This window comes from Pseudomonas fluorescens, from assembly GCF_003732425.1.
Lineage (GTDB): Bacteria > Pseudomonadota > Gammaproteobacteria > Pseudomonadales > Pseudomonadaceae > Aquipseudomonas > Aquipseudomonas fluorescens_BE.
On sequence record NZ_MOBX01000014.1, the window covers coordinates 406,183 to 427,958 of the forward strand.

General features: G+C 59.2%; 19 protein-coding genes. 9 read left to right on the forward strand and 10 right to left on the reverse strand.

Annotated features, from left to right (window positions below; translation table 11 throughout):
* The first annotated feature begins 57 nt into the window (after nt 1-57).
* The 4 genes from thrC (at nt 58) to BK670_RS18920 (ending at nt 3,932) form a co-directional block, all read left to right on the forward strand.
* The gene (gene thrC / locus BK670_RS18905) at nt 58-1,467 is read left to right on the forward strand and encodes a threonine synthase (RefSeq protein WP_122609599.1); all 1,410 of its coding nucleotides are present in this window, start codon (nt 58-60) and stop codon (nt 1,465-1,467) included.
* Between the two features lie 120 nt (nt 1,468-1,587).
* Entirely contained in the window at nt 1,588-2,961 is a 1,374-nt protein-coding gene (locus BK670_RS18910; protein WP_123451941.1) for a transporter substrate-binding domain-containing protein, read from the forward strand.
* Nucleotides 2,962-3,078: 117 nt separating this feature from the next.
* Complete coding sequence (locus BK670_RS18915) at nt 3,079-3,486, forward strand: response regulator (RefSeq protein WP_123451943.1); 408 nt, start codon at nt 3,079-3,081, stop codon at nt 3,484-3,486.
* A gap of 164 nt (nt 3,487-3,650) precedes the next feature.
* Nucleotides 3,651-3,932, forward strand: coding sequence for a DUF3509 domain-containing protein (locus BK670_RS18920; protein ID WP_123451945.1), 282 nt, complete (start codon nt 3,651-3,653; stop codon nt 3,930-3,932).
* A 176-nt stretch (nt 3,933-4,108) separates the two neighbouring features.
* Here BK670_RS18920 and BK670_RS18925 read toward each other — a convergent pair whose 3' ends face one another.
* Entirely contained in the window at nt 4,109-5,089 is a 981-nt protein-coding gene (locus BK670_RS18925; protein WP_185036797.1) for a TIGR02285 family protein, read from the reverse strand.
* Complete coding sequence (locus BK670_RS18930) at nt 5,016-6,215, reverse strand: CaiB/BaiF CoA transferase family protein (RefSeq protein ID WP_123451950.1); 1,200 nt, start codon at nt 6,213-6,215, stop codon at nt 5,016-5,018. Before BK670_RS18930 ends, BK670_RS18925 begins: the two co-directional genes overlap by 74 nt.
* A gap of 146 nt (nt 6,216-6,361) precedes the next feature.
* Between BK670_RS18930 and BK670_RS18935 the strand changes: the two genes are divergently transcribed.
* The 3 genes from BK670_RS18935 to BK670_RS18945 all read left to right on the forward strand — a co-directional run bounded on the left by BK670_RS18935 (nt 6,362) and on the right by BK670_RS18945 (nt 10,043).
* A complete protein-coding gene (locus BK670_RS18935; protein ID WP_007908961.1) occupies nt 6,362-6,904 on the forward strand; it encodes a YaeQ family protein in 543 nt (180 codons plus the stop codon).
* A gap of 55 nt (nt 6,905-6,959) precedes the next feature.
* The gene (gene recJ / locus BK670_RS18940) at nt 6,960-8,669 is read left to right on the forward strand and encodes a single-stranded-DNA-specific exonuclease RecJ (protein WP_123451952.1); all 1,710 of its coding nucleotides are present in this window, start codon (nt 6,960-6,962) and stop codon (nt 8,667-8,669) included.
* A 267-nt stretch (nt 8,670-8,936) separates the two neighbouring features.
* The gene (locus BK670_RS18945) at nt 8,937-10,043 is read left to right on the forward strand and encodes an NADH:flavin oxidoreductase/NADH oxidase (protein WP_123451954.1); all 1,107 of its coding nucleotides are present in this window, start codon (nt 8,937-8,939) and stop codon (nt 10,041-10,043) included.
* A gap of 208 nt (nt 10,044-10,251) precedes the next feature.
* Here BK670_RS18945 and BK670_RS18950 read toward each other — a convergent pair whose 3' ends face one another.
* Nucleotides 10,252-11,880 (reverse strand): glucan biosynthesis protein D, encoded by a 1,629-nt coding sequence (locus BK670_RS18950; protein ID WP_123451956.1) that lies wholly within the window; start codon nt 11,878-11,880, stop codon nt 10,252-10,254.
* Between the two features lie 403 nt (nt 11,881-12,283).
* On the opposite strand from BK670_RS18950, the gene BK670_RS18955 reads away from it, so the two are divergent.
* Nucleotides 12,284-12,469, forward strand: coding sequence for a hypothetical protein (locus BK670_RS18955; RefSeq protein WP_007908956.1), 186 nt, complete (start codon nt 12,284-12,286; stop codon nt 12,467-12,469).
* Between the two features lie 362 nt (nt 12,470-12,831).
* On the opposite strand, the gene BK670_RS18970 is transcribed toward BK670_RS18955, so the two are convergent.
* Nucleotides 12,832-13,338, reverse strand: a complete 507-nt coding sequence (locus tag BK670_RS18970; RefSeq protein WP_123451960.1) for a BRO-N domain-containing protein — start codon at nt 13,336-13,338, stop codon at nt 12,832-12,834.
* Between the two features lie 439 nt (nt 13,339-13,777).
* Between BK670_RS18970 and BK670_RS18975 the strand changes: the two genes are divergently transcribed.
* On the forward strand, nt 13,778-14,335 hold the full coding sequence (locus tag BK670_RS18975; RefSeq protein WP_123451962.1) for a hypothetical protein: 558 nt from the start codon (nt 13,778-13,780) through the stop codon (nt 14,333-14,335).
* Between the two features lie 155 nt (nt 14,336-14,490).
* Here the strand turns inward: BK670_RS18975 and BK670_RS18980 are convergent, their stop codons facing one another.
* The 6 genes from BK670_RS18980 to BK670_RS19005 all read right to left on the reverse strand — a co-directional run bounded on the left by BK670_RS18980 (nt 14,491) and on the right by BK670_RS19005 (nt 21,709).
* Nucleotides 14,491-15,915: a gamma-aminobutyraldehyde dehydrogenase gene (locus tag BK670_RS18980; RefSeq protein WP_123451964.1), complete on the reverse strand. Its 1,425-nt coding sequence runs from the start codon at nt 15,913-15,915 to the stop codon at nt 14,491-14,493.
* 159 nt (nt 15,916-16,074) lie between these two features.
* Complete coding sequence (locus tag BK670_RS18985) at nt 16,075-16,884, reverse strand: ABC transporter permease (protein WP_123451966.1); 810 nt, start codon at nt 16,882-16,884, stop codon at nt 16,075-16,077.
* Nucleotides 16,874-17,809: an ABC transporter permease gene (locus tag BK670_RS18990; protein ID WP_123451968.1), complete on the reverse strand. Its 936-nt coding sequence runs from the start codon at nt 17,807-17,809 to the stop codon at nt 16,874-16,876. Before BK670_RS18990 ends, BK670_RS18985 begins: the two co-directional genes overlap by 11 nt.
* A 1-nt stretch (nt 17,810) precedes the next feature.
* Nucleotides 17,811-18,848 (reverse strand): ABC transporter ATP-binding protein, encoded by a 1,038-nt coding sequence (locus BK670_RS18995; RefSeq protein ID WP_123451970.1) that lies wholly within the window; start codon nt 18,846-18,848, stop codon nt 17,811-17,813.
* Between the two features lie 168 nt (nt 18,849-19,016).
* Nucleotides 19,017-20,168 carry a putative ABC transporter substrate-binding protein YdcS gene (gene ydcS, locus BK670_RS19000; protein ID WP_123451972.1) on the reverse strand — a complete coding sequence of 384 codons (1,152 nt, stop codon included), beginning with the start codon at nt 20,166-20,168 and terminating at the stop codon, nt 19,017-19,019.
* Nucleotides 20,169-20,251: 83 nt separating this feature from the next.
* On the reverse strand, nt 20,252-21,709 hold the full coding sequence (locus BK670_RS19005) for a gamma-aminobutyraldehyde dehydrogenase (protein WP_123451974.1): 1,458 nt from the start codon (nt 21,707-21,709) through the stop codon (nt 20,252-20,254).
* Between the last annotated feature and the right edge of the window lie 67 nt (nt 21,710-21,776).

Here is a 21,776-nt window from a genome sequence, read left to right on the forward strand (position 1 = left end):
CTTTTCACTTGTAGCTTGCAGCTCACAGCTTGTAGCTCAAACCGAAGGTTTGCCCTCATGCGTTATATCAGTACCCGCGGCCAGGCACCGGCCCTGAATTTCGAAGACGTCCTGCTGGCTGGTCTCGCCACCGACGGCGGTCTGTACGTCCCGGAAAACCTGCCACGTTTCACCCAGGAAGAGATCGCTTCGTGGGCCGGCCTGCCTTATCACGAGCTGGCTTTCCGCGTCATGCGCCCGTTCGTCACCGGCAGCATCCCGGACGCCGATTTCAAAAAGATCCTTGAAGAAACCTACGGCGTGTTCGCCCACAGCGCCGTTGCGCCGCTGCGTCAGTTGAACGGCAATGAATGGGTGCTGGAGCTGTTCCACGGCCCGACCCTGGCGTTCAAGGACTTCGCCCTGCAACTGCTCGGTCGTCTGCTCGACTACGTGCTGGAAAAGCGCGGCGAACGCGTAGTGATCGTCGGTGCCACCTCCGGTGATACCGGTTCGGCCGCCATCGAAGGCTGCAAGCACTGCGAAAACGTCGACATCTTCATTCTGCACCCGCACAACCGTGTGTCCGAAGTGCAACGCCGCCAGATGACCACGATTTTCGGCGAGAACATCCACAATATCGCCATCGAAGGCAACTTCGATGACTGCCAGGAAATGGTCAAGAACAGCTTCGCCGACCAGAGCTTCCTCAAAGGCACGCGCCTGGTCGCGGTTAACTCGATCAACTGGGCGCGGATCATGGCCCAGATCGTCTACTACTTCCACGCAGCCCTGCAGTTGGGTGGCCCGGCGCGCTCGGTGTCGTTCTCGGTGCCGACCGGTAACTTCGGCGACATCTTTGCCGGTTACCTGGCACGTAACATGGGCCTGCCGATCAACCAGTTGATCGTCGCCACCAACCGCAACGACATCCTGCACCGCTTCATGAGCGGCAATCAGTACGTCAAGGAAACCCTGCACGCCACGCTGTCGCCGTCGATGGACATCATGGTCTCGTCGAACTTCGAACGTCTGCTGTTCGACCTGCACGGTCGCAATGGCGCGGCCATCGCCGGTCTGATGGACACGTTCAAGCAAGGAGGCGGTTTCAGCGTCGAACAAGAGCGCTGGACCGAAGCCCGCAAACTGTTCGACTCGCTGGCTGTGGACGATGCGCAAACCTGCGAAACCATCGCCGAAGTCTACGAGCAAACCGGTGAAGTGCTGGATCCGCACACTGCCATCGGCGTCAAGGCCGCGCGCGAATGCCGTCGTAGCCTCGATATCCCGATGGTGATTCTCGGCACCGCACATCCGGTGAAATTCCCGGATGCGGTAGAGAAAGCCGGTGTAGGAAAAGCGCTCGAGCTACCTGCACATCTTTCTGATTTGTTTGAGCGAAACGAGCGTTGCACCGTTCTGCCAAACGAGCTGAAAGCCGTGCAAGCCTTTGTCAGCCAGCATGGCAACCGCGGCAAGCCGCTTTAAGCCAGTAAAAGCTGTCACATTTTGAAGCCCGTCTCCTGACGGGCTTTTTTGTTTCTGCTGCCACACTGCTCGGGTTTTCACCCACGAAGGACGGGTGAGTCGATCACGAAGGAAGTGGCAATGCTGTTTTATAGAGGTTTGAAACCGGCACTGGGTTGGTTGTTCTTGTTCGGGCTGCTCGGGTTAATGCGCTGCAGTGTGGCGGCGCAACTGGCGCTTAATGACGACATTGTGGCACTCAGCGTCGAGCCTGTTGAACTGGACGCACACGAACGCCAATGGATTCGCGATAACCCGCAGGTAACGGTCGCGTCGGTGCAATACCCGTTGTATTTGTTCCAGGATGAACATGGACAGTGGAGCGGATTGAACAATGATGTGCTCAAGCGAGTCAGTGCGATGACCGGGCTGAAGTTCATGCATCAGGAGTCGTTTTCCACCGATCACATGCTGGAGCGCCTTGAAAGTGGCCAGGCGGACATCAGTACGACCCTGGCGATGAGCGATGAGCGCAAGGCGTTTCTGGATTTCAGTCACGCCTTCGGCGGGGCAGGCTGGGTGTTTGTCGGGCGCGCCGGTGCGCCGTCGGTGGAGTCACTGGAACAACTGACCAGGCGGGTGTTGGTATTGCCAGACCGGCACGCACTGGAGGATGTCATTCGCCGCGATTACCCGTCGATCGAGATCCGTTCGGTCAAGACCTATGCCGAGGCGCGGGCATTGGTCGAGAGCGGCGAGGCCTACGCGACGATTGAAAATGAAATCGGTGCGCAACTCTACCCGCTGGGTCTGCTCAAGGTCGGTGGCCTGGTGGAAGGCAAATGGGAGGCTGATCATCTGGCCGTGCGCAAGGGCATGCCAGAGTTATTAAGTATTCTCAACAAGGCACTGGAAGCGTTTCCCGCAACCGAGTTACGCGCCATTCGCCTGAAATGGCTGGAAGGAATCTCGCTGAAGCCCGTCCCCACGCTCTGGCAACGGATGATTGAATGGGGCTGTTGGGCAACGGTGTTCCTGGGGGTGTTCGGCTTGTTGTCGCTGGTTTGGAACCGCCGCCTGACGGTGGTGATCAAGCAACGCCGTGCTGCCGAGAAAAGCCTCGGTGATCAATTGACGTTCCAGCACGCATTGATCGATTCCATGCCGGATCCGATGTTTGTCCGTGATCTTCAGGGTCGCTTGATCATGTGTAACCGTAGCTATGAAGAGGCGCTTTCGGTTCGCCAGGATCAGGTGCAGGGGCGGTTGTTGATGGAGGTCGATGCGCTGCCAGAAGCGACCGCGCAGATGCTTCACGACGAATTCATGGTGCAGTTGCGTACGCGTAAGTCACGATTCAGCAAGCGGCAATTGCTGTTCAAGAACGGGACGCGGGAAATTTATCAGTGGACGGTGCCGTTTTACAGCGCCGACGGCAAATTGCGCGGACTGCTGGGCGGCTGGACGGACATTACCCAGCGCCGCGCGGAAAGCGGGTGCCGATGTCTGCATTGAAGATGGGAAATGTCCTATAAGACGCGGCTACTTTTCTGATGGGAGCCTTCAGAGGGCTGCCCTACAGTGAGTGGCAACTGCGGTGAAAGTCCGCGATTGTCGCTCCAGAGGCCGCCTATGCGCTCGCTTAAAGTCCTGATTCTTGAACCCAATCCGTTCCAGCTGATGGCGTTGCACCAGATGCTCAATGCTATCGGTATTTATGATGTCCTGACCGCGCCATCGCTGGCATCGGCCTTGCGTTCCCTGGGGCATCGCGGCGCGGTCGATATCGCCATTTGCGATCCGCAGCTCAAGGGCGGTGATGGCCTGGCTCTGATTCGGCACCTGGCGGTGCAGCGCCACGCGCGTGCGCTGATCCTCCTGGGCGCGGTGGCGCCGAGCCTGTTGAACGACCTCCGGCCGGTGCTGTGCGAGCATCGGTTGCGACTGCTGGGTTGTCTGCAAACGCCGGTTTCGGCGGTGCTGATGCGAAGTTTGGTGGACAGCTACCTGATTGCTCCTTCGCTGCCTGCCGAGGCCTGATGCGGCCGGTTATTGTTCTGTCATCTTCGCCGTGCATGCTCTGACAGGCCGGTGACACGCCGATGCTGACGACCGGAATGCAGAACTTTCTTCTCGGGCCGGTGGTCATTTACAGTGGACACGCCCCAGACACAATGTTTTCGGACTATTGAGTGGAGATCGAGATGGAAAGTATCAGTCTATTGCTCGGTGAGGCTCTGAGCCCGTATCAGGTTTCGTTGTCTCCAAGCGGTGCCCACGGTGAATGCCTGGTGACCTTGAAAAACAGCAACGGCGCGATCGTGGTGGAGCGCCAATTCAATCAGGCGCAATTGACCGACAAGCGTCAGTTGACCGATGTCGTTGACGGCTTGCACCGCGATGTCCTTATTGCGGAAGGAAGGCTGGAACCCTGTGTGATCGCGGCATTGCGCAACGCTGCGCTGGACAAACGTGCGGCGCTGTAAAGATGAAATATTTTTTGTGGGAACCTTCCTGCGTCCTTGTCAGTCAGACCCCGTAACAGCAGGATCAAGCATTGTGCTCCGGTGCTTGTCGCTTGCTGCTACGGGTCTTTATGTAGGCCACGTTTAACCCCGAGTCGTCTCCCCACTTCTCGGGGTTTCTTTTGCCTGCGATTTGCCTACTGCGCGGCTTGATGGTCGAAGAACGTGCGGGCCTTTTCCAGATAATCCTCACGTCGGTCGGGATCCAGCCAGTCGGCGTAGAGCTGATTCAGGTGTTCATGGGGCAGGGTGCGTAGCAGATGGTTGATCTCGGTTATCGCCTGACGTCCCAGGGTGGTGTCGGAACATGCAACATAGCCTGACAGATATTTCCCGTTGCCCTGAATCGGATAGAACTCCAGCTCATCCTCATTGATCTGCGCCTGTTTCGCCTGATAGCGAATCTCCGGCCAGTAGCCCAGCACCACCTGCAAGCGACCCAGTCGCTGCATCGAGAGTAGATTGGTCAGCGCGTCGTTGCCGTAATGGGACGTCAATGCACCACTGGGCGCCTGATGCAGAATGTTGTCGATAAATTCACCATAACTGCGCTCAGCGACCACGCCGACTTTTCTGTCGGTGGCGGCCAGCAAGGCCGACAGATCGACTTCGCCCTTCACCAGATAGGGCTCAAGCACCGCGCGATCCTGCTGGCGAACCACCAGGCCATTGCTCACCGCGCGGATCGCCGGAATCGAATACGCCACCCACTGTGCGCGCTCCTTGTTCCACAGCAGCGCGGGATCACAGGCAAACGGGTGCTCGTGGAGCATCTGCAGACCGCGGGCGCGATTGACCCGCATCAGTGTGTGCTCATATTGCGGCATGCCGGCAATCAGCAGCGGCATCAGTTGATCGATCACGCCCTGGCCCTTTTTTGGGCCTTCGAAAATGGTCAGTGGCGGCAGGTCGCGCAGTAACCAGATCAGCATCGGTTTCGCCTGCGCGCTGTTCGACAGCATGAGCAAAAACAACAAGCCGAACAGCCGCCACGTCCACCAGTGGTGGGCGCGGTTGGCGTGCGATGTTTGTCGGCGTTTCAGCTCAAATGGCTCCGTCTTCGCGCAACTTGGCGATCTGTCGCTCGTCGTAGCCAAGATCGTGAAGTACCTGCGCATTGTGTTCACCCAGTTGCGGTCCGACCCATTCTGAACTGCCGGGTGTCTCAGAGAGTTTCGGCACGATGCCCGGCATCTTGAAATCTTTGCCGCCGGGCAGCTTGGCCTGCAGGAACATCTCTCGGGCCAGGTACTGCGGATCGCTGAACATGTCCTCGGCGCTGAAGATCCGACTGGCCGGCACTTCGGCCTGATTGAGCAGCTCGAGCACGGTTTGCAGCGGCAACGAATTGACCCAGCGATCGATCACCCCGTACAACTCGTCGCGGCGATTGTCGCGCCCGTCATTGCTGGCCAGCGTAGGGTCATTGGCCAGGTCATCACGGCCGATGATCAGCATGAAGCGTTTGAAGATCGCATCACCATTGGCGCCGATCTGCACGTGCTTGCCGTCGGCACTGGTGTGGATAGAGGAGGGCGTGATGCCGGGCATGATGTTGCCGCTGCGCTCGCGGATGAAACCGAACACGTCGAACTCCGGCACCATGCTTTCCATCATCGCGAAAATCGCTTCATACAGCGCTACATCGACAACTTGTCCGGTGCCGCCGTTGACTTCGCGATGACGCAGGGCCATCAGTGCGCCGATCACACCCCACAATGCGGCAATCGAATCGCCGATGGAAATCCCGGTGCGCACCGGTGGCCGATCCTCGAAACCGGTGATGTAACGCAGTCCGCCCATGGACTCGCCGACCGCGCCGAAACCAGGCTGATCCTTCATCGGCCCGGTCTGGCCGAAACCGGACAGGCGCACCATCACCAGTTTCGGGTTCAAGGCGTGCAGGGTTTCCCAGCTCAGGCCCAGTTTTTCCAGGACGCCGGGGCGGAAGTTCTCGATGAGGATGTCGGCTTCACTGAGCAGTTTTTTCAGGATCGCCAAGCCGTCAGGGTGTTTGAGGTTCAGCGTCAGCGACTTCTTGTTGCGTGCCTGAACGAACCACCACAACGACGTGCCTTCGTACAGTTTTCGCCATTTGCGCAGCGGATCGCCGCCGTCCGGTGACTCGATCTTGATCACTTCGGCGCCGAACTCGCCGCAAATGCGCGAGGCAAACGGCCCGGCAATCAATGTACCCAATTCAATGACTTTCACACCCGAGAGCGGTTTGTTGGCGAACGGCATACTGAATCCTGTAGGACAAGGCTGTGCGGATACAGCGTTTTAACATAGCCGGCTGTCAGACGGCGCAGCTTGATCGCCATCAATTCGATGATTGCCTACCGCATCGGTTAGACTTGCCGACTTTCCTCGTATCAAGAAGCCCGTTCATGGCCCAGCCGTCCACTACCTACAAATTTGAACTGAACCTCACCGACCTCGACCGCAGTGTCTACGAGAGCGTCAAGCAGACCATCGCCCGTCATCCTTCGGAAACCGAAGAGCGCATGACCGTGCGACTGCTGGCCTACGCGCTCTGGTACAACGAGCAGTTGTCGTTTGGTCGCGGTCTGTCAGACGTGGATGAACCTGCGCTGTGGGAAAAGAGCCTGGATGACCGTGTCCTGCACTGGATTGAAGTCGGCCAGCCAGACGCCGATCGTCTGACCTGGTGCTCGCGCCGCACCGAGCGCACCAGCCTGCTGGCCTACGGCAGCCTGCGTGTCTGGGAAACCAAGGTGATTCCGGCGATCAAGAACCTGAAAAACGTCAACATCGCTGCGGTCCCGCAAGAAGTACTGGAAACCCTGGCCAAGGACATGCCCCGCGTTATCAAGTGGGACGTGATGATCAGCGAAGGGACGATCTTCGTCACCGACGACCGTGGTCAGCACGAAGTCCAGTTGCAATGGCTGCAAGGTGAGCGCGGCTGATCCTGCGTCACCACCGCAATAATCCCACGTAATCAAGAGAAGTCTCCGTCACCCCATGCGTATCGAACCTCGTCAACTGCCTGCCACTCTGCCGTTTCTCGGTGACCTGCCACCTTTGCTGACCCGTTTGTACGCGGCGCGGGGCGTGCAGTCCGAGGCGGAACTGGACAAGAGCCTGGCGCGGTTGATCCCGTTCCAGCAGCTCAAGGGCATCGACGCAGCGGTAGACCTGCTGGTGACGGCGCTGGAGCAACGCCAGCGCATCCTCATCGTCGGCGACTTCGACGCGGACGGGGCGACGGCCAGTACCGTCGGCATGCTCGGTTTGCGTTTGTTGGGCGCGGCGCACGTCGATTATCTGGTGCCGAACCGCTTCGAATATGGCTACGGCCTGACCCCGGAAATCGTCGAAGTCGCGATGACCCGCGAACCGCATTTGCTGGTTACGGTCGACAACGGCATCTCCAGCGTCGAAGGCGTGGCGGCCGCCAAACGTCATGGGCTCAAAGTACTGATCACCGACCACCACTTGCCCGGCGATGAGCTGCCGTTGGCCGATGCGCTGGTCAACCCGAACCAGCCCGGTTGCGAATTCCCGAGCAAGGCACTGGCCGGCGTCGGCGTTATTTTTTATGTATTGATGGCATTGCGCGCGCGTTTGCGCAGTCTTGGCTGGTACGAGAACAAGCCGCAGCCGAACATTGGCGAACTGCTTGATCTGGTGGCGCTGGGCAGCGTCGCCGACGTGGTGCCGCTGGACGCCAACAACCGGATTCTGGTGCATCAGGGCCTCGAGCGGATTCGCGCCGGTCGCGCCCGGCCGGGGATCAAAGCGATCCTTGAAGTGGCCAAGCGCGACGCTGCACGCATTACCTCCACGGATCTGGGGTTTATCGTCGGCCCGCGCCTGAACGCCGCCGGGCGTCTAGATGACATGAGCCTGGGCATCGAATGCCTGCTCACCGCCGACGCCAACCTGGCCCGGGAAATGGCCGCGCAACTGGACGGCATGAACCAGGATCGAAAATCCATCGAGCAGGGCATGCAGCGTGAAGCGCTGGCGCAGCTCAAGGACTTGCCGGTGGAGTCGATGCCGTTTGGGCTGTGCCTGTTCGATCCGGAGTGGCATCAGGGCGTGATCGGCATTCTCGCGTCGCGGATGAAAGAGCGTTATTTCCGTCCGACCATTGCCTTTGCCGATGCGGGTGATGGTTTGCTCAAGGGCTCCGGGCGCTCGGTGCAAGGCTTCCACATTCGTGATGCCTTGAGCGTGGTGGCGGCGCAGCATCCAAACCTGATTGCCAAGTACGGTGGCCACGCGATGGCGGCGGGCCTGACCTTGCCGCAGGAGAACTTTGCGCTGTTCGCCGAAGCATTTGACGCTGAAGTGCGTAGGCAGCTTCGCGAGGAAGACCTGACCGGGCGCATGCTCTCGGACGGCACGCTGGCGGTTGAAGAATTCCACCTCGAACTGGCGCGCGCCCTGCGCCATGCCGGGCCCTGGGGGCAGCATTTCCCGGAACCGCTGTTTCATGGGGTGTTTCAGTTGGTCGAACAGCGGGTGGTCGGCGAGCGGCATCTGAAGGTGGTGCTGAAGAGCGAGTGTGGCTCGGTGAAGCTGGACGGTATCGCCTTTGGCATTGACCGTGATATCTGGCCGAATCCGACGATTCAGTGGGTTGAACTGGCTTACAAGCTCGACGTTAACGAGTTTCGCGGTAATGAGACCGTTCAGTTGATGATTGCCCACATCGAACCGCGCTAAGCCCTTCGCGAGCCTGCTCGCTCCCACAGGTACGGTGTTGTCCTTGTGGGAGCGAGCCTGCTCGCGAAGGCGGACTTTCACACACAGAATTACTCTGAACCCTCCCTCATCCCCGGTTGTCGACTAGGCTCTAAGCACTGCTTGATTGGCCTTGTGACGTCTTGTCGAATTTTTTGCCCGCGGGGGCGGGTGCTGCACCTTTTTCTGTCACTCGTCGACTATTCAAACAGAACCCTGGAGCCTGCCCACTGATTTGAGAGGTGCCCCATGAGTCTGCTGCTTGAACCCTTCACCCTGCGCCAACTGACGCTGCCCAACCGCATCGCCGTGTCACCGATGTGCCAATACTCCAGCGTCGACGGCCTCGCTAACGACTGGCATCTGGTACACCTCGGCAGCCGCGCGGTAGGTGGCGCGGGTCTGGTATTTACCGAAGCCACGGCGGTCACCGCCGATGGGCGGATCACCGCCGAAGACCTTGGCTTGTGGAACGACGAACAAATCGAACCGCTGCAACGCATCACTCGCTTCATCACCGCCCAGGGCGCCGTCGCCGGCATTCAACTGGCCCATGCCGGGCGCAAGGCCAGCACCCATCGGCCGTGGATCGGCAAGCACGGCAGCGTCAAACCCGATGATGGCGGCTGGACCCCGGTCGGGCCGTCGCCGATTGCTTTCGATCCGCAACACATGCAACCGAAACAGCTGGATGAAGGGCAGATCGCCGAGGTCATTCAGGCCTTCGTCGACGCCGCCAAACGCGCGCTGAAGTCGGGTTTCAGCGTGGTTGAAGTGCACGCGGCGCATGGTTATCTGCTGCATCAGTTTCTTTCGCCGTTGAGCAACCAGCGTCGTGATCAATACGGCGGTTCGTTTGAAAACCGCATTCGTCTGGTGCTGCAAGTCACCGAAGCGGTGAGGGCGGTCTGGCCTGAGGAATTGCCGGTGTTTGTCCGTGTGTCGGCAACTGACTGGGTGGAGGACGGCTGGAACCCGGATGAAACCGTGGAGCTGGCGCGACGCCTGCACACCCTTGGCGCGGATCTGATCGATGTGTCGTCGGGCGGGACGGCGGCCAACGCAGAAATCCCGGTCGGGCCGGGCTATCAAACCCGCTTCGCCGAACGCGTACGCAAAGAGTCAGGCATTGCCACCGGCACCGTGGGAATGATTACCGAGCCGGCGCAGGCCGAGCACATTCTGCGCACCTGTCAGGCTGACATCATCTTCCTCGCTCGGGAGCTACTGCGTGATCCGTACTGGCCGCTGCATGCCGACGATGATCTGGGGGGGCGCAAAGCGGTGTGGCCGGCGCAGTATCAGCGCGCGACTCACCGGGATCAGCCGATTCATGAGTCGGATTTGCGCGATTGAGTGAGTTGCGGTGAAGCAAAAAGCCCCGGTCAGTGATGGCCGGGGCTTTGTTTTGTCTGCTTGTCGTTGCGCTGCCTGGTCGGACGCTATCGCGAGCAGGCTCACTCCTACAAGGGGCATGTGTCGTTCACAAAATACGTGTTCGACACAGATCAACTGTAGGAGTGAGCCTGCTCGCGATGAGGCCCAATCAGGTGCTACATAACCCTCAAGGGTATTTACGCTTATCCGGCGCCGGCGGGAAGTACTGGTACAACCACGTCTCGCTCAGCGTGCGGTCATTGGTGCGGATAAACAGGCGCAGTTCCACCGGCTCCACGCTGTCATTGGTCGGGTACCAGTCGAACAGGATCCGGTAACCCTTGATGTCATCCAGCACCAGCACGCTGAAGTCCTGCACCTTGCCGTTCGAGCACGTCACTACCGGTTCAATCCCGGTGCCCTGCGGCAGTCGATCCAGACCGCCACCAGTGAAATCCACGGCAAAACGACGCGCCCAGACCGGCGGGTAATGCTCGCCCGGCGCCCAGCCTTCGGTGAAGCCGCCCATGCCGGAACGGGTCGCGTGTACGCGGGCCAACGGCGTGCCCACGGGTGGCAGCGCGCTCCAGTAAAGCTTGTAGCCATAGTTCAGCGAATCCCCGGCAGCCACCGGTTTTTTCGGTGTCCAGAACGCCACGATGTTATCGAGGGTCTCGCCGGTGGTCGGGATTTCCAGCAGATCGATCGAGCCTTCGCCCCACGCGGTGGTCGGTTCTACCCACAGGCTCGGGCGCTTGCTGTACCAGTCGACGGTGTCCTGATAGTTGGCGAATTCATGATCGGTCTGTACCAGACCGAAACCCTTCGGATCGGTGTCGGCAAACGCGTTGAACTGCAGGGTCGCCGGGTTGTTCAGCGGACGGCAGATCCACTCGCCATTGCCGCGCCACATCGCCAGGCGATCCGAGTCGTGGATTTGCGGGTGAATGGTGTCGCACATGCGGCGCTCGTGGGTGCCGCAGCTGAACATGCTGGTCATCGGCGAGATGCCCAGTTGTTCGATGGCGGTGCGCGCATTGATGTGTGCGTCGACTTCCATCACCACGCGCTCGGCCTGGCAATCGATGTCGAAGCGATAGGCGCCGGTCGCGCTCGGCGAGTCGAGCAGCGCGTAGACGACAAAACGCGTGGCGTTTTGGTCCGGGGTCTCGAACCAGAACTTGGTGAAGTCGGGGAATTCTTCGCGCTTCTTGGCGTAAGTGTCGATCGCCAGGCCGCGAGCGGAGAGGCCATATTGGCCAGTCGCATCCACCGCGCGGAAATAACTGGCGCCGAGGAACGACACCACGTCATGGCGATCCAGTTCCGGCGCCTTGAACAGTTTGAAGCCGGCGAAACCCAGATCGCCTTTCAACTGCTGCGTGTCGACCGAAGTGTTCTCATAGTTGAACAGCGCCGGGCGGAAATGCACCTCGCGGGCGGTGCGGGTCTTGGGATCGACGCTGTACATGCGCACCGGCTGACGGAACCCCATGCCGACATGGAAGAACTGCACGTCCAGTTGGCCCTTGTTCTCCTTCCACAGCGAATGCTCGCCGTCGTAGCGGATCGCGTTGAAGTTCTGCGGGGTCATGGTCGCCAGTGTCGGCGGCAGCACCTGTTTGGTGTCCTGATAAGCGTTGCCGGCCAGTTGCTTGGCCTGGCGCTTCAGCGCTTCGAAGTCGAACGCCTGCGCCTCACCATCGGCAGCGCCGCCATTGGCCGCCCAGGCACGGGTGGCCAGCAGGCCGGTGGCCGAAAGACCGGTGTAAGCCGCAATGGCCATGGACGCTTTGAGCAAATTCCTGCGGTGCATAAATACAACCTGTCGTGTGCAATCCCGCGCCGTTCCTGGCACGTGCTGGATCAGAAATAACGGTTCGGACAAGCCTTCGGCCAAACGCAACGGACTATTAACAGATGCCCGCTAGCTTAAACGGTTCGCTCGCAATGCAAAATTCGTTGATTCACCGCGTAAGTGTGTCAATGAAACAAGACATGTCGGTTAAAAATCTGACAGGGCGTTCTGATTTACACGGCATATCTGCTTTTTTCGACTAATTACTCTAAAAACCGCTTTTCAGCGCCGATTTAATTTCTATTCTATGGGCATGACCGGTGCAGCCAAAAGAGCCGGTAAGGCACACGACACTGCTGTAAGGGGCAGGGCGATGTGGTGGTTTAGCAGTTCTTTGACGTATTAGAGAAGGACATCGTCCATGGCAAAAATACAAGGTATCACCGACATGCTGGGCATCTTTCCCTGCCTCGGCAGCGGCCGCAAAAGACGTCGGCTCAGCTCTGACGAAGTGAAGCTGGTGGAGCGTTATCGGGAGCTTTCGGAGAATGACCGGATTGCGATGAGGTATCTGGTGGATGCGATGCGGAGTGTTTCGCGGTTTTAACGCTGGGGTGGGCACTGTGAAAGCCATTTGGCTTTTACGGTGGCCAGGTCAATCAAATTGCCTGCGTCGGCATCGGCGATGCCAACTTTTATTGCTTCCTGGCGCATGGCTACGCTGATTTGCTTTAGGTAACACTCTGCGAAGAACTCATCACTTGGGATGACTTCTAGAACGTGGGACATTTCAGTGATTGGCGATCTCATCTGCAAAACAACTCGTCTAGAGGTTTAAACGCTGGACCTGTGGCGAGGGAGCTTGCTCCCGCTGGACTGCGCAGCAGTCCCCTGCTTTTTGTAGAGGGGCCGCTGCGCGACCCAGCGGGAGTAAGCTCCCTCGCCACAGGTTTTTTTATTGAATGGACTTCAGCTACAGGCTCCTGAAACCGGATACGGCCGCTGGCCGTGCATCAACTCCGGCACATCCCGCCATTTGACCCACGCCTGCTGTTGCCAGTGCAGCAACGGCACGGTGACGCCCGCCCAACGCATCGAACTCAGGCTCGGGTGGTTTTCTGCAGGGTTTGATTGGCTTTCGCGCAGCATCGGGATGACTTCATGGCTCAGCCATTGGCGCAGGTAACGGTTTTCCGGGACGAAGTGATGAACGAGCAGGGCGAACAGGCCGGATTCGCTGACCATCGCGCAGTCGACGATTTCGCCGTCCTTGCGCAGGAGGACATTGCGACGCTGGTCGGGATCGAGTTTCAGAGTGAGGCGTTCGTTCAGCGGATAGCCCATCAGACGACCGAGATCCTGGACGCAGAACCAGGCTTCGTGATCTTGCATGAAGGCGTGGAGGAAGCGGTTATGGCGGGTGAAGATGGTGGGGGTGAAGTGCGAGTGTGTTTCAGCTGAATTTGACGTATGCATTTCTGACTCCATGTTGAAATGAGAGCCGCCACGAATCCTTCGAAAGATCTGGGTGGCGAACCGTGCGGCGTTCGAAGTCGGAACATTCTCGATCAACATGTAAGCCGAGAGGCCCGCGCCACACGGCCCGCCATAAAGCGAAACTGACAGACAGAAATGCCTGGGTTTCTATGGTGGGCGCAGAGCGTCATGTTGATGATGTTCCGGCTTCGACCCCGGGTCGCTGAATTAACAGCGACGGGATGAAGCCTATCGGTCAGGCGCTTGCGGCGACAAGTCTACTCTTTCGACGCACAGCGTAGGAAATGGGGCTTTTTCAAGAAGGCCGTATCTGTAGGAAATGCCTGATTTTGCACTGATGACGGTGAGCTCATCCTGACCGGCATTTTTTCCGTTATTCATATGAATCTCTAGAAGCGCTGCAGATGATTTGAACTCAATGACCACTGTATTTATTGCCGGCTCTATCAATATCAAGAACCTTGATCCGAAGGTTAAAGAGCGTATCAATAATATCGTTGCGTCTGATTTTGAGGTGGTGGTGGGTGATGCAGGGGGGGCCGATACCTCCATTCAGGAGTACCTGTTGAGCCTCGAACGATCCAGAACCACGGTGTTCTGCAGTGGTTCAACGCCGCGGAATAACCTTGGGCAGTGGCCCGCCAGAACAGTCGACTCCAAACATTCTAAAGGGTCGAGAGCTTTCTTCACCGAGAAAGACGTCGTCATGGCCGAAGCAGCCGACTACGGCTTGATGATCTGGGATGCAAAGAGCACCGGTACGCTCAGCAATGTCATTGAATTGTTGTCGAGAAAGAAGAAGTCGCTTGTTTTCGTCAACAAGGAAAAGGAATTCAAAGTCGTCGGAGACGTCAGTCAGCTAGAAGAGTTGATTGCATTCATGTCCGATCACGCCAAGCAAAAAGCCAACGAAAAAATCAAATTGTTCGATCGTATTTCCTTGCTGAAACACGATCAGGCAGAGCTTTCTTTTTGATGGTTTTTCTCGGCTTTCCTGAACCCCGGCACCTTGTCGGTGCCGAGGTCAAAAACTCTTAGCGACTCACCTTCCAGGCATCCCCAGCCGGCGCCTTCCCATGGTCATACGGCTTGCCAATCCACATATAAACCAGGCCTGCTCGCGATGCTTTTTTAATGCTTGAACATCACATGCCGAACCGTGGTGTAGTCCTCCAACCCATACATGGACATGTCCTTGCCGTAACCGGACAGTTTCTGACCGCCATGGGGCATTTCGCTGACCAGCATGAAGTGCGTGTTCACCCAGGTGCAGCCGTATTGCAAGCGTGCCGATAGGCGATGCGCACGTCCTACATCCGCGGTCCACACCGAGGAAGCGAGGCCGTAGTCCGATTCGTTGGCCCACTCCAGCGCCTGCGCTTCATCAGTGAATTTGGTCACCGAAACCACCGGCCCAAACACTTCGCGACGGACGATTTCGTCGTCCTGCTGCGCATCGGCCAGCACCGTCGGTTCGAAGAAGAAGCCGTTGCCTTCAACAGCCTTGCCACCAGTGATCAAGCGAATGTGCGGCTGTGCCACAGCACGCTCGACAAACCCGGCAACACGATCGCGATGTTGCGCAGTGATCAACGGCCCCAGTTCAGTCGACGGATCATCCTGCAAGCCATACTTGATGCTGCTGACCGCCGCGCCGAGCTTCTCGACAAACTTGTCGTAAATGCCCTGCTGCGCATAGATCCGGCACGCAGCGGTGCAATCCTGCCCAGCGTTGTAGAAACCAAAGGTGCGAATACCTTCCACTGCAGCATCGATATCGGCGTCATCGAAAATGATCACCGGCGCCTTGCCACCCAGCTCCATGTGCATGCGTTTGACGCTGTCGGCGGTGCTGGAAATGATGTTCGAACCGGTGGCGATCGAGCCAGTCAGCGAGACCATGCGCACTTTCGGGTGCGTAACCAATGGACTGCCCACGGTAGGACCGCGGCCAAACACCAGATTGAGGACACCGGCCGGGAAGATTTCCGACGCCAGTTCGGCCAGACGCAACGCGGTCAGCGGGGTTTGTTCCGACGGCTTGAGCACCACGGTATTACCGGCGGCCAATGCTGGAGCGATCTTCCAGGCAACCATCATCAGCGGATAGTTCCACGGCGCGATGGAGGCGATCACGCCGACCGGATCGCGGCGGATCATCGAGGTATGGCCGGGCAGGTATTCGCCCGCCGCCGAACCGCTCATGCAACGGCTGGCGCCGGCGAAGAAACGGAACACGTCGGCAATCGCCGGGATCTCGTCATTGAGCGCGGCGCTGTAGGGTTTGCCGCAGTTGTCGGATTCCAGTTTGGCCAGTTCTTCGCCGTGGGCTTCGATGGCGTCGGCGAGTTTGAGCAGCAGCAGCGAGCGGTCTTTCGGCGCGGTTTGCGACCAGTCGGCGAAGGCGTTGTCGGCAGCGCGCACGGCGGCATCGACCTGGGCTTCGCTGGCTTCGTTGATGTCTACCAGGACTTCGCCAAGCGAAGGGTTGAGCACCGGTTGCGCCGGGCCTTCGCCGTTGACCAGTTGGCCGTTGATCAAGAGTTTGGTTTGCATGGTTTTGTCCTCTTCGAATCTATTATTTTTCTGCCGAAACCGGACCCCGTAGGAGCTGCCGAAGGCTGCGATCTTTTGATGTTGCTTTGAAGGTCAAGATCAAAAGATCGCAGCCTTCGGCAGCTCCTACAGGGGAATCCGGTTTCTTCAGTTATTCGGTTATTTGCCGCCACTACCGGCGACGCTTTCGCCACCCCGCGTCAGGTAATACGCGCCGAGGATCGGCAACATGGTCACCATCATCACCAGCATGGCGACGACGTTGGTCACCGGCACATCCCGTGGCCGGCTCAGCTGATTGAGCAGCCACAACGGCAACGTGCGTTCATGCCCGGCGGTAAACGTGGTGACGATGATTTCGTCGAACGACAGCGCAAACGCCAGCATGCCGCCGGCCAGCAACGCCGAGCCGAGGTTCGGCAGGATGATGTAGCGAAAGGTCTGCCAGCCGTCGGCGCCGAGGTCCATCGAGGCTTCGATCAGGCTGTGCGAGGTACGGCGCAGGCGGGCGATGACGTTGTTGTAGACGATCACCACGCAGAAGGTCGCGTGGCCGACGATGATGGTGAACATCCCCGGCTCGATCCCCAGCGTCTTGAAGGTTGCCAGCAGCGCGATCCCGGTGATGATCCCCGGCAGCGCAATCGGCAAAATCAGCATCAGCGAAATGCCCTGCTTGCCGAAGAAGTCGCGGCGGTACAACGCCGCCGAAGCCAACGTGCCGAGCACCATCGCAATCAACGTTGCGATAGCAGCGATCTGCAGCGAGAGCTTGATCGCCTCCAAAACATCCGGCCGCGAAAACGCCACGCTGAACCAGTGCAGCGTGAAGCCTTTAGGCGGAAAGCTGAACGCCGCTTCCTCGGTGTTGAAGGCGTAAAGAAAGATGATGAGGATCGGGAAGTGCAGAAACACCAACCCGCCCCAGGCTGCGATTTTCAGGCCAATAGAGGCTTTCTCAGAGCGCATCGAAGGCCCCCAGACGTTTGACGATGGACAGGTAAACCGCGATCAACACAATCGGCACCAGCGTGAACGCCGCCGCCATCGGCATGTTGCCGATCGCCCCTTGCTGCGCGTACACCATGCTGCCGACGAAGTACCCCGGCGGCCCGACCAGTTGCGGCACGATGAAGTCGCCCAGCGTCAGCGAAAACGTGAAGATCGATCCCGCCGCTATGCCCGGAATCGACAGCGGCAAGATCACCTGCATAAAGGTCTGGCGCGGCTTGGCGCCAAGGTCGGCTGAAGCCTGCAACAGCGACGGCGGCAGACGCTCCAGCGATGCCTGAATCGGCAGGATCATGAACGGCAGCCAGATGTAAACGAACACCATGAACCGCCCCAGGTGCGAGGTCGATAAGGTGCTGCCGCCCACCCCGGGAATCCCCAGAATGAACTGCAGTACCGGCTCCAGTCCCAAGTGCTGCACGAACCATTGCGCCACACCGCCCTTGGCCAGCAGCAACGTCCACGCGTAAGCCTTGACGATGTAACTGGCCCACATCGGCATCATCACTGCGATGTAGAAAAACGCCTTGGTCTTTCCGGTGGTGTAGCGCGCCATGTAGTAGGCGATCGGGAAGGCGACGATGGCGCTGGCGATCGACACGACGATGGCCATGCTCAGCGTGCGCAGGATGATGTCGAAGTTCGACGGCTGAAACAGCGCGGCAAAGTTCGCCAGGGTCAGGTCCGGAGTGACCGCCATGGTGAAGTCGTCGAAGGTGTAGAAGCCTTGCCACAACAGCACCAGCAACGAGCCGAGATAGATCGCGCCAAACCACAGCAGTGGCGGCACCAGCAGCATCGACAAATACAGGTTCGGCTTGCGATAGAGCAGGTTGGAAAACCTACGCAACGGCGGTGATGGAGTCATCGCGAGCGTGCTCATGTCACACCCCGCCGGCAACGGTGTCGTGCAGCGGAACCATCGCTTCCCGTGCCCAGCGCGCACTCAGACGCTGGCCGGTCTGGTGCTGTGCGCTGCTGTCGATCCACTGATTATTGGCGTGGCTGATGCTCAGGGTCTGGCCGTTTTCCAGCGTCAGTTCATAGCGCGTTGCACTGCCTTGATATTGAATGTCGTGGAGCAATCCGCTGACTTCAATCTCGTGGCTGGCCAACGGGCCTTCGGCAAACCGCACGTGTTCCGGACGGATCGAAAACGGCTGCGGGTGACCGCTGAGCTGACGCGCCAGATCGCCACGAATCACGTTCGAGGTACCGACAAATTCGGCGACGAAAGTGGTGGTGGGTTTCATGTACAGATTGCGCGGCGTGTCGACCTGTTCGATACGGCCCTTGTTGAACACGGCGACGCGGTCGGACATCGACAGCGCTTCGGTTTGATCGTGGGTGACGAAGATGAACGTGATGCCGAGCTGGCGTTGCAGCTTCTTCAGTTCGCTTTGCATCTGTTCGCGCAGTTTCAAATCGAGCGCACCCAAAGGTTCATCGAGCAACAACACGCGCGGACGATTGACCAAGGCGCGGGCGAGGGCCACCCGCTGGCGCTGACCGCCGGACAACTGCACCGGTTTGCGTGCGCCGTAACCGCCGAGGGCGACCATGTCCAGAGCCTCTTCAGCGCGTTTGTGCCGTTCGGTTTTGCCGACACCTTTGACCTTCAAGCCGTAGGCGACGTTATCGAGGACGTTCATGTGCGGGAATAGCGCGTAATCCTGGAATACGGTGTTTACGTCACGTTGATACGGCGGCAGACCGGCCGCTTCGGCGCCGTGAATGCGAATTGAGCCGGCGCTCGGTTGTTCGAACCCGGCGATCAGGCGCAGGCAGGTGGTTTTGCCCGAGCCGGAAGGGCCGAGCATGGAAAAGAACTCGCCGTCCTGGATATCGATGGAAACCCGGTCAACGGCCTTCACTTCGCCGAACTGCCGGGAAACGTTGGTGAACTGGACTGCAAGCGTCATGGTGCGGTGCTCCGGTAAAGCAGGCTTTCAAAGAATGATCAGGTGTTGCGTCGAAAAGATCGCAGCCTTCGGCAGCTCCTACAGGATGTGTGCCGGACGCTGAATTTTCGGTGCTCGCGGTCGGTGTAGGAGCTGCTGAAGGCTGCGATCTTTTGATCTTGAAGGGGCTTACCTGCCGCCCATGATCGCGATGTAATCCTGGGTCCAGCGGCTGTACGGCACAAACTTGCCGCCCTCAGCCTGCGGGGTTTTCCAGAAGGCGATCTTGTCGAACTGGTCGAAACCGTTGGTCTTGCAACCTTCCGCGCCGAGCAATTCGCTCTCCTTGCACGCCGCCGGTACCGCCGGCAACGAACCGAACCACGCCGCCACATCACCCTGGACCTTCGGCTTCAGCGACCAGTCCATCCACTTGTACGCGCAGTTCGGGTGCTTGGCCTCGGCGTGGAGCATGGTGGTATCAGCCCAGCCAGTGGCGCCTTCTTTGGGAATGGTCGAAGCAATCGGCTGTTTCTCGTTCATCAAGCCGTTGACCTGATACGGCCAGGCGCTGGAGGCGACCACGCCTTCGTTTTTGAAGTCACTCATCTGCACCGTGGTGTCGTGCCAGTAGCGATGGATCAGCGGCTGCTGCGCGCGCAACAGATCGAGCACGGCTTTGTATTGATCTTCGGTCAGTTGATACGGATCCTTGATACCCAGTTCAGGCTTGGTCGATTTCAGATACAACGCCGCGTCGGCGATGTAGATCGGGCCGTCATAGGCCTGCACGCGGCCCTTGTTCGGCTTGCCATCGGGCAGATCCTGCGCGGCAAACACCACGTTCCAACTGGTCGGCGCGGTCTTGAACACGTTGGTGTTGTACATCAGCACGTTCGGACCCCACTGGTACGGAGTGCCGTAAGTCTGCTGGTTGACCACGTACCACGGTGCATCTTTCAAGCGTGGGTCGAGGGTGTTCCAGTTCGGGATCAACGCAGTGTTGATCGGTTGCACACGCTTGCCGACGATCAACCGCAACGACGCATCGCCCGACGCGGTGACCAGGTCGTAACCGCCCTTGGCCATCAGGCTGACCATTTCGTCCGAGGTCGCCGCCGTCTTCACATTGACCTTACAGCCGGTTTCTTTTTCGAAACCGGTCACCCAGTCGTAGGCCTTGTCGCTCTCGCCACGTTCGATGTAACCCGGCCACGCAACGATATCCAGCTGACCTTCGCCAGCGCCGACAGCCTTCAGTGGCTCGGCGGCTGAAAGGCTGGCGCTGGCCAGCAGGGCCGTGGTGATTGCACTGAACAGTGCGGTCTTGTGCACGAACATGGTTGAACCCTCTTCTTTAAATTATGGTCGGGGCAGTTGTGAACGCGGTGAAGCATGCCGTTGGCGGCTTGTTATTAGCGTAGTCAGAGATGCTGGCCGTGGCGGGCCATGATGTGCCGCACCACGCTGTAGTCCTGCAGCGAATCAGTGGATAAGTCTTTGCCGTAACCCGAACGTTTCAGCCCGCCGTGAGGCATTTCGCTGACCAGCATGAAATGGCTGTTGATCCACGTGCAGCCGTACTGCAAGCGCGCGGCAACCTGCATGGCCTTGTCCAGATTCTGTGTCCACACCGACGAGGCGAGGCCGTATTCGGAGTCGTTGGCCCAGTCGACCGCTTGTGCGAGTTCGTCGAAACGGGTCACGGTGACCACCGGACCGAACACTTCGCGCTGGACGATTTCGTCGCTCTGTTTGCAACCGGCGAGCAGCGTCGGTTGATAGTAGAAACCGGCGCCGGAATGCACCGCCGCACCGGTCACACGTTCGATGTGCGGCTGGCCGAGGGCGCGCTCGACAAAACTGGCGACGCGGTCGCGCTGACGGGTGCTGATCAGCGGGCCGATCTCGTTGTCGGCATCACGTTTGCCGGCGAAGCGCAGGCTGCTGACGGCCGCGCCGAGTTCGGCGACCAATTTGTCGTGAATCCCGGCCTGCGCGTAAATCCGGCAGGCAGCGGTGCAGTCCTGCCCGGCGTTGTAGTAACCGTAAGTGCGCACGCCTTCGACCACGGCTTGAATATCGGCGTCGTTGCAGACAATCACCGGGGCTTTGCCGCCGAGTTCGAGGTGCGTGCGTTTCAGGGTTTTCGCGGCGGCCTGGAGGATTTTCTGCCCGGTGACGATATCGCCGGTCAGCGACACCATGCGCACCTTGGCGTGGCCAACCAAATGGCTGCCGACGCCTTCGCCACCACCGCAGATGATGTTGATCACCCCGCGCGGGAGGATTTCGGCCAGTGCGGGTGCCAGGGCGAGGATCGACAGCGGCGTGTGTTCGGAGGGTTTGAACACCAGCGTGTTGCCGGCGGCGAGGGCCGGGGCGATTTTCCACGCGGCCATCATGATCGGGTAATTCCACGGCGCAATCGAGGCGACCACGCCAATCGGATCGCGACGCACCATGCTGGTATAGCCCGGCAGGTATTCGCCGCTGAGCTGACCGGTCTGGCAACGCACGGCGCCGGCGAAGAAACGGAACACATCGACGGTCGCCGTCAAATCGTCTTGACGCGCCAGGTGCAACGGCTTGCCGCAGTTCAGCGATTCGAGGCGGGCGAGGTGGTCGGCATGTTGTTCAACGGCGTTGGCGATATCCAGCAACAGGTTCGAACGTTGCTGCGGCGTGGTGCGCGACCATTCGGCAAAGGCGCGGTGGGCGGCGAGGATGGCGGCTTCGACTTGCTCGGTGCTGGCCTCGGCAATGTGGGTGAGGATTTCCCCGGTGGCCGGGTTGAGGATCGGTTCGACAAAACCCTGCCCGGCGACCAGTTCGCCATCGATCAACAACGCAGTACACATCGGGGTTTGCGCGCCAGCCATTTTCCGCGATCTCTTTTCTTGTGTGGCCATTGTTGCTCCCGTGCCCGGGAGCCGACCGTCTTATAGA

Excerpts from the sequence above, each read along its gene's own strand:
- thrC (WP_122609599.1), top strand. The coding sequence starts at position 58 with ATGCGTTATATCAGTACCCGCGGCCAGGCACCGGCCCTGAATTTCGAA.
- BK670_RS18910 (WP_123451941.1), top strand. The coding sequence starts at position 1,588 with ATGCTGTTTTATAGAGGTTTGAAACCGGCACTGGGTTGGTTGTTCTTG.
- BK670_RS18915 (WP_123451943.1), top strand. The coding sequence starts at position 3,079 with ATGCGCTCGCTTAAAGTCCTGATTCTTGAACCCAATCCGTTCCAGCTG.
- BK670_RS18920 (WP_123451945.1), top strand. The coding sequence starts at position 3,651 with ATGGAAAGTATCAGTCTATTGCTCGGTGAGGCTCTGAGCCCGTATCAG.
- BK670_RS18925 (WP_185036797.1), bottom strand. The coding sequence starts at position 5,089 with ATGCGCAGGTACTTCACGATCTTGGCTACGACGAGCGACAGATCGCCA.
- BK670_RS18930 (WP_123451950.1), bottom strand. The coding sequence starts at position 6,215 with ATGCCGTTCGCCAACAAACCGCTCTCGGGTGTGAAAGTCATTGAATTG.
- BK670_RS18935 (WP_007908961.1), top strand. The coding sequence starts at position 6,362 with ATGGCCCAGCCGTCCACTACCTACAAATTTGAACTGAACCTCACCGAC.
- recJ (WP_123451952.1), top strand. The coding sequence starts at position 6,960 with ATGCGTATCGAACCTCGTCAACTGCCTGCCACTCTGCCGTTTCTCGGT.
- BK670_RS18945 (WP_123451954.1), top strand. The coding sequence starts at position 8,937 with ATGAGTCTGCTGCTTGAACCCTTCACCCTGCGCCAACTGACGCTGCCC.
- BK670_RS18950 (WP_123451956.1), bottom strand. The coding sequence starts at position 11,880 with ATGCACCGCAGGAATTTGCTCAAAGCGTCCATGGCCATTGCGGCTTAC.
- BK670_RS18955 (WP_007908956.1), top strand. The coding sequence starts at position 12,284 with ATGGCAAAAATACAAGGTATCACCGACATGCTGGGCATCTTTCCCTGC.
- BK670_RS18970 (WP_123451960.1), bottom strand. The coding sequence starts at position 13,338 with ATGCATACGTCAAATTCAGCTGAAACACACTCGCACTTCACCCCCACC.
- BK670_RS18975 (WP_123451962.1), top strand. The coding sequence starts at position 13,778 with ATGACCACTGTATTTATTGCCGGCTCTATCAATATCAAGAACCTTGAT.
- BK670_RS18980 (WP_123451964.1), bottom strand. The coding sequence starts at position 15,915 with ATGCAAACCAAACTCTTGATCAACGGCCAACTGGTCAACGGCGAAGGC.
- BK670_RS18985 (WP_123451966.1), bottom strand. The coding sequence starts at position 16,884 with ATGCGCTCTGAGAAAGCCTCTATTGGCCTGAAAATCGCAGCCTGGGGC.
- BK670_RS18990 (WP_123451968.1), bottom strand. The coding sequence starts at position 17,809 with ATGAGCACGCTCGCGATGACTCCATCACCGCCGTTGCGTAGGTTTTCC.
- BK670_RS18995 (WP_123451970.1), bottom strand. The coding sequence starts at position 18,848 with ATGACGCTTGCAGTCCAGTTCACCAACGTTTCCCGGCAGTTCGGCGAA.
- ydcS (WP_123451972.1), bottom strand. The coding sequence starts at position 20,168 with ATGTTCGTGCACAAGACCGCACTGTTCAGTGCAATCACCACGGCCCTG.
- BK670_RS19005 (WP_123451974.1), bottom strand. The coding sequence starts at position 21,709 with ATGGCTGGCGCGCAAACCCCGATGTGTACTGCGTTGTTGATCGATGGC.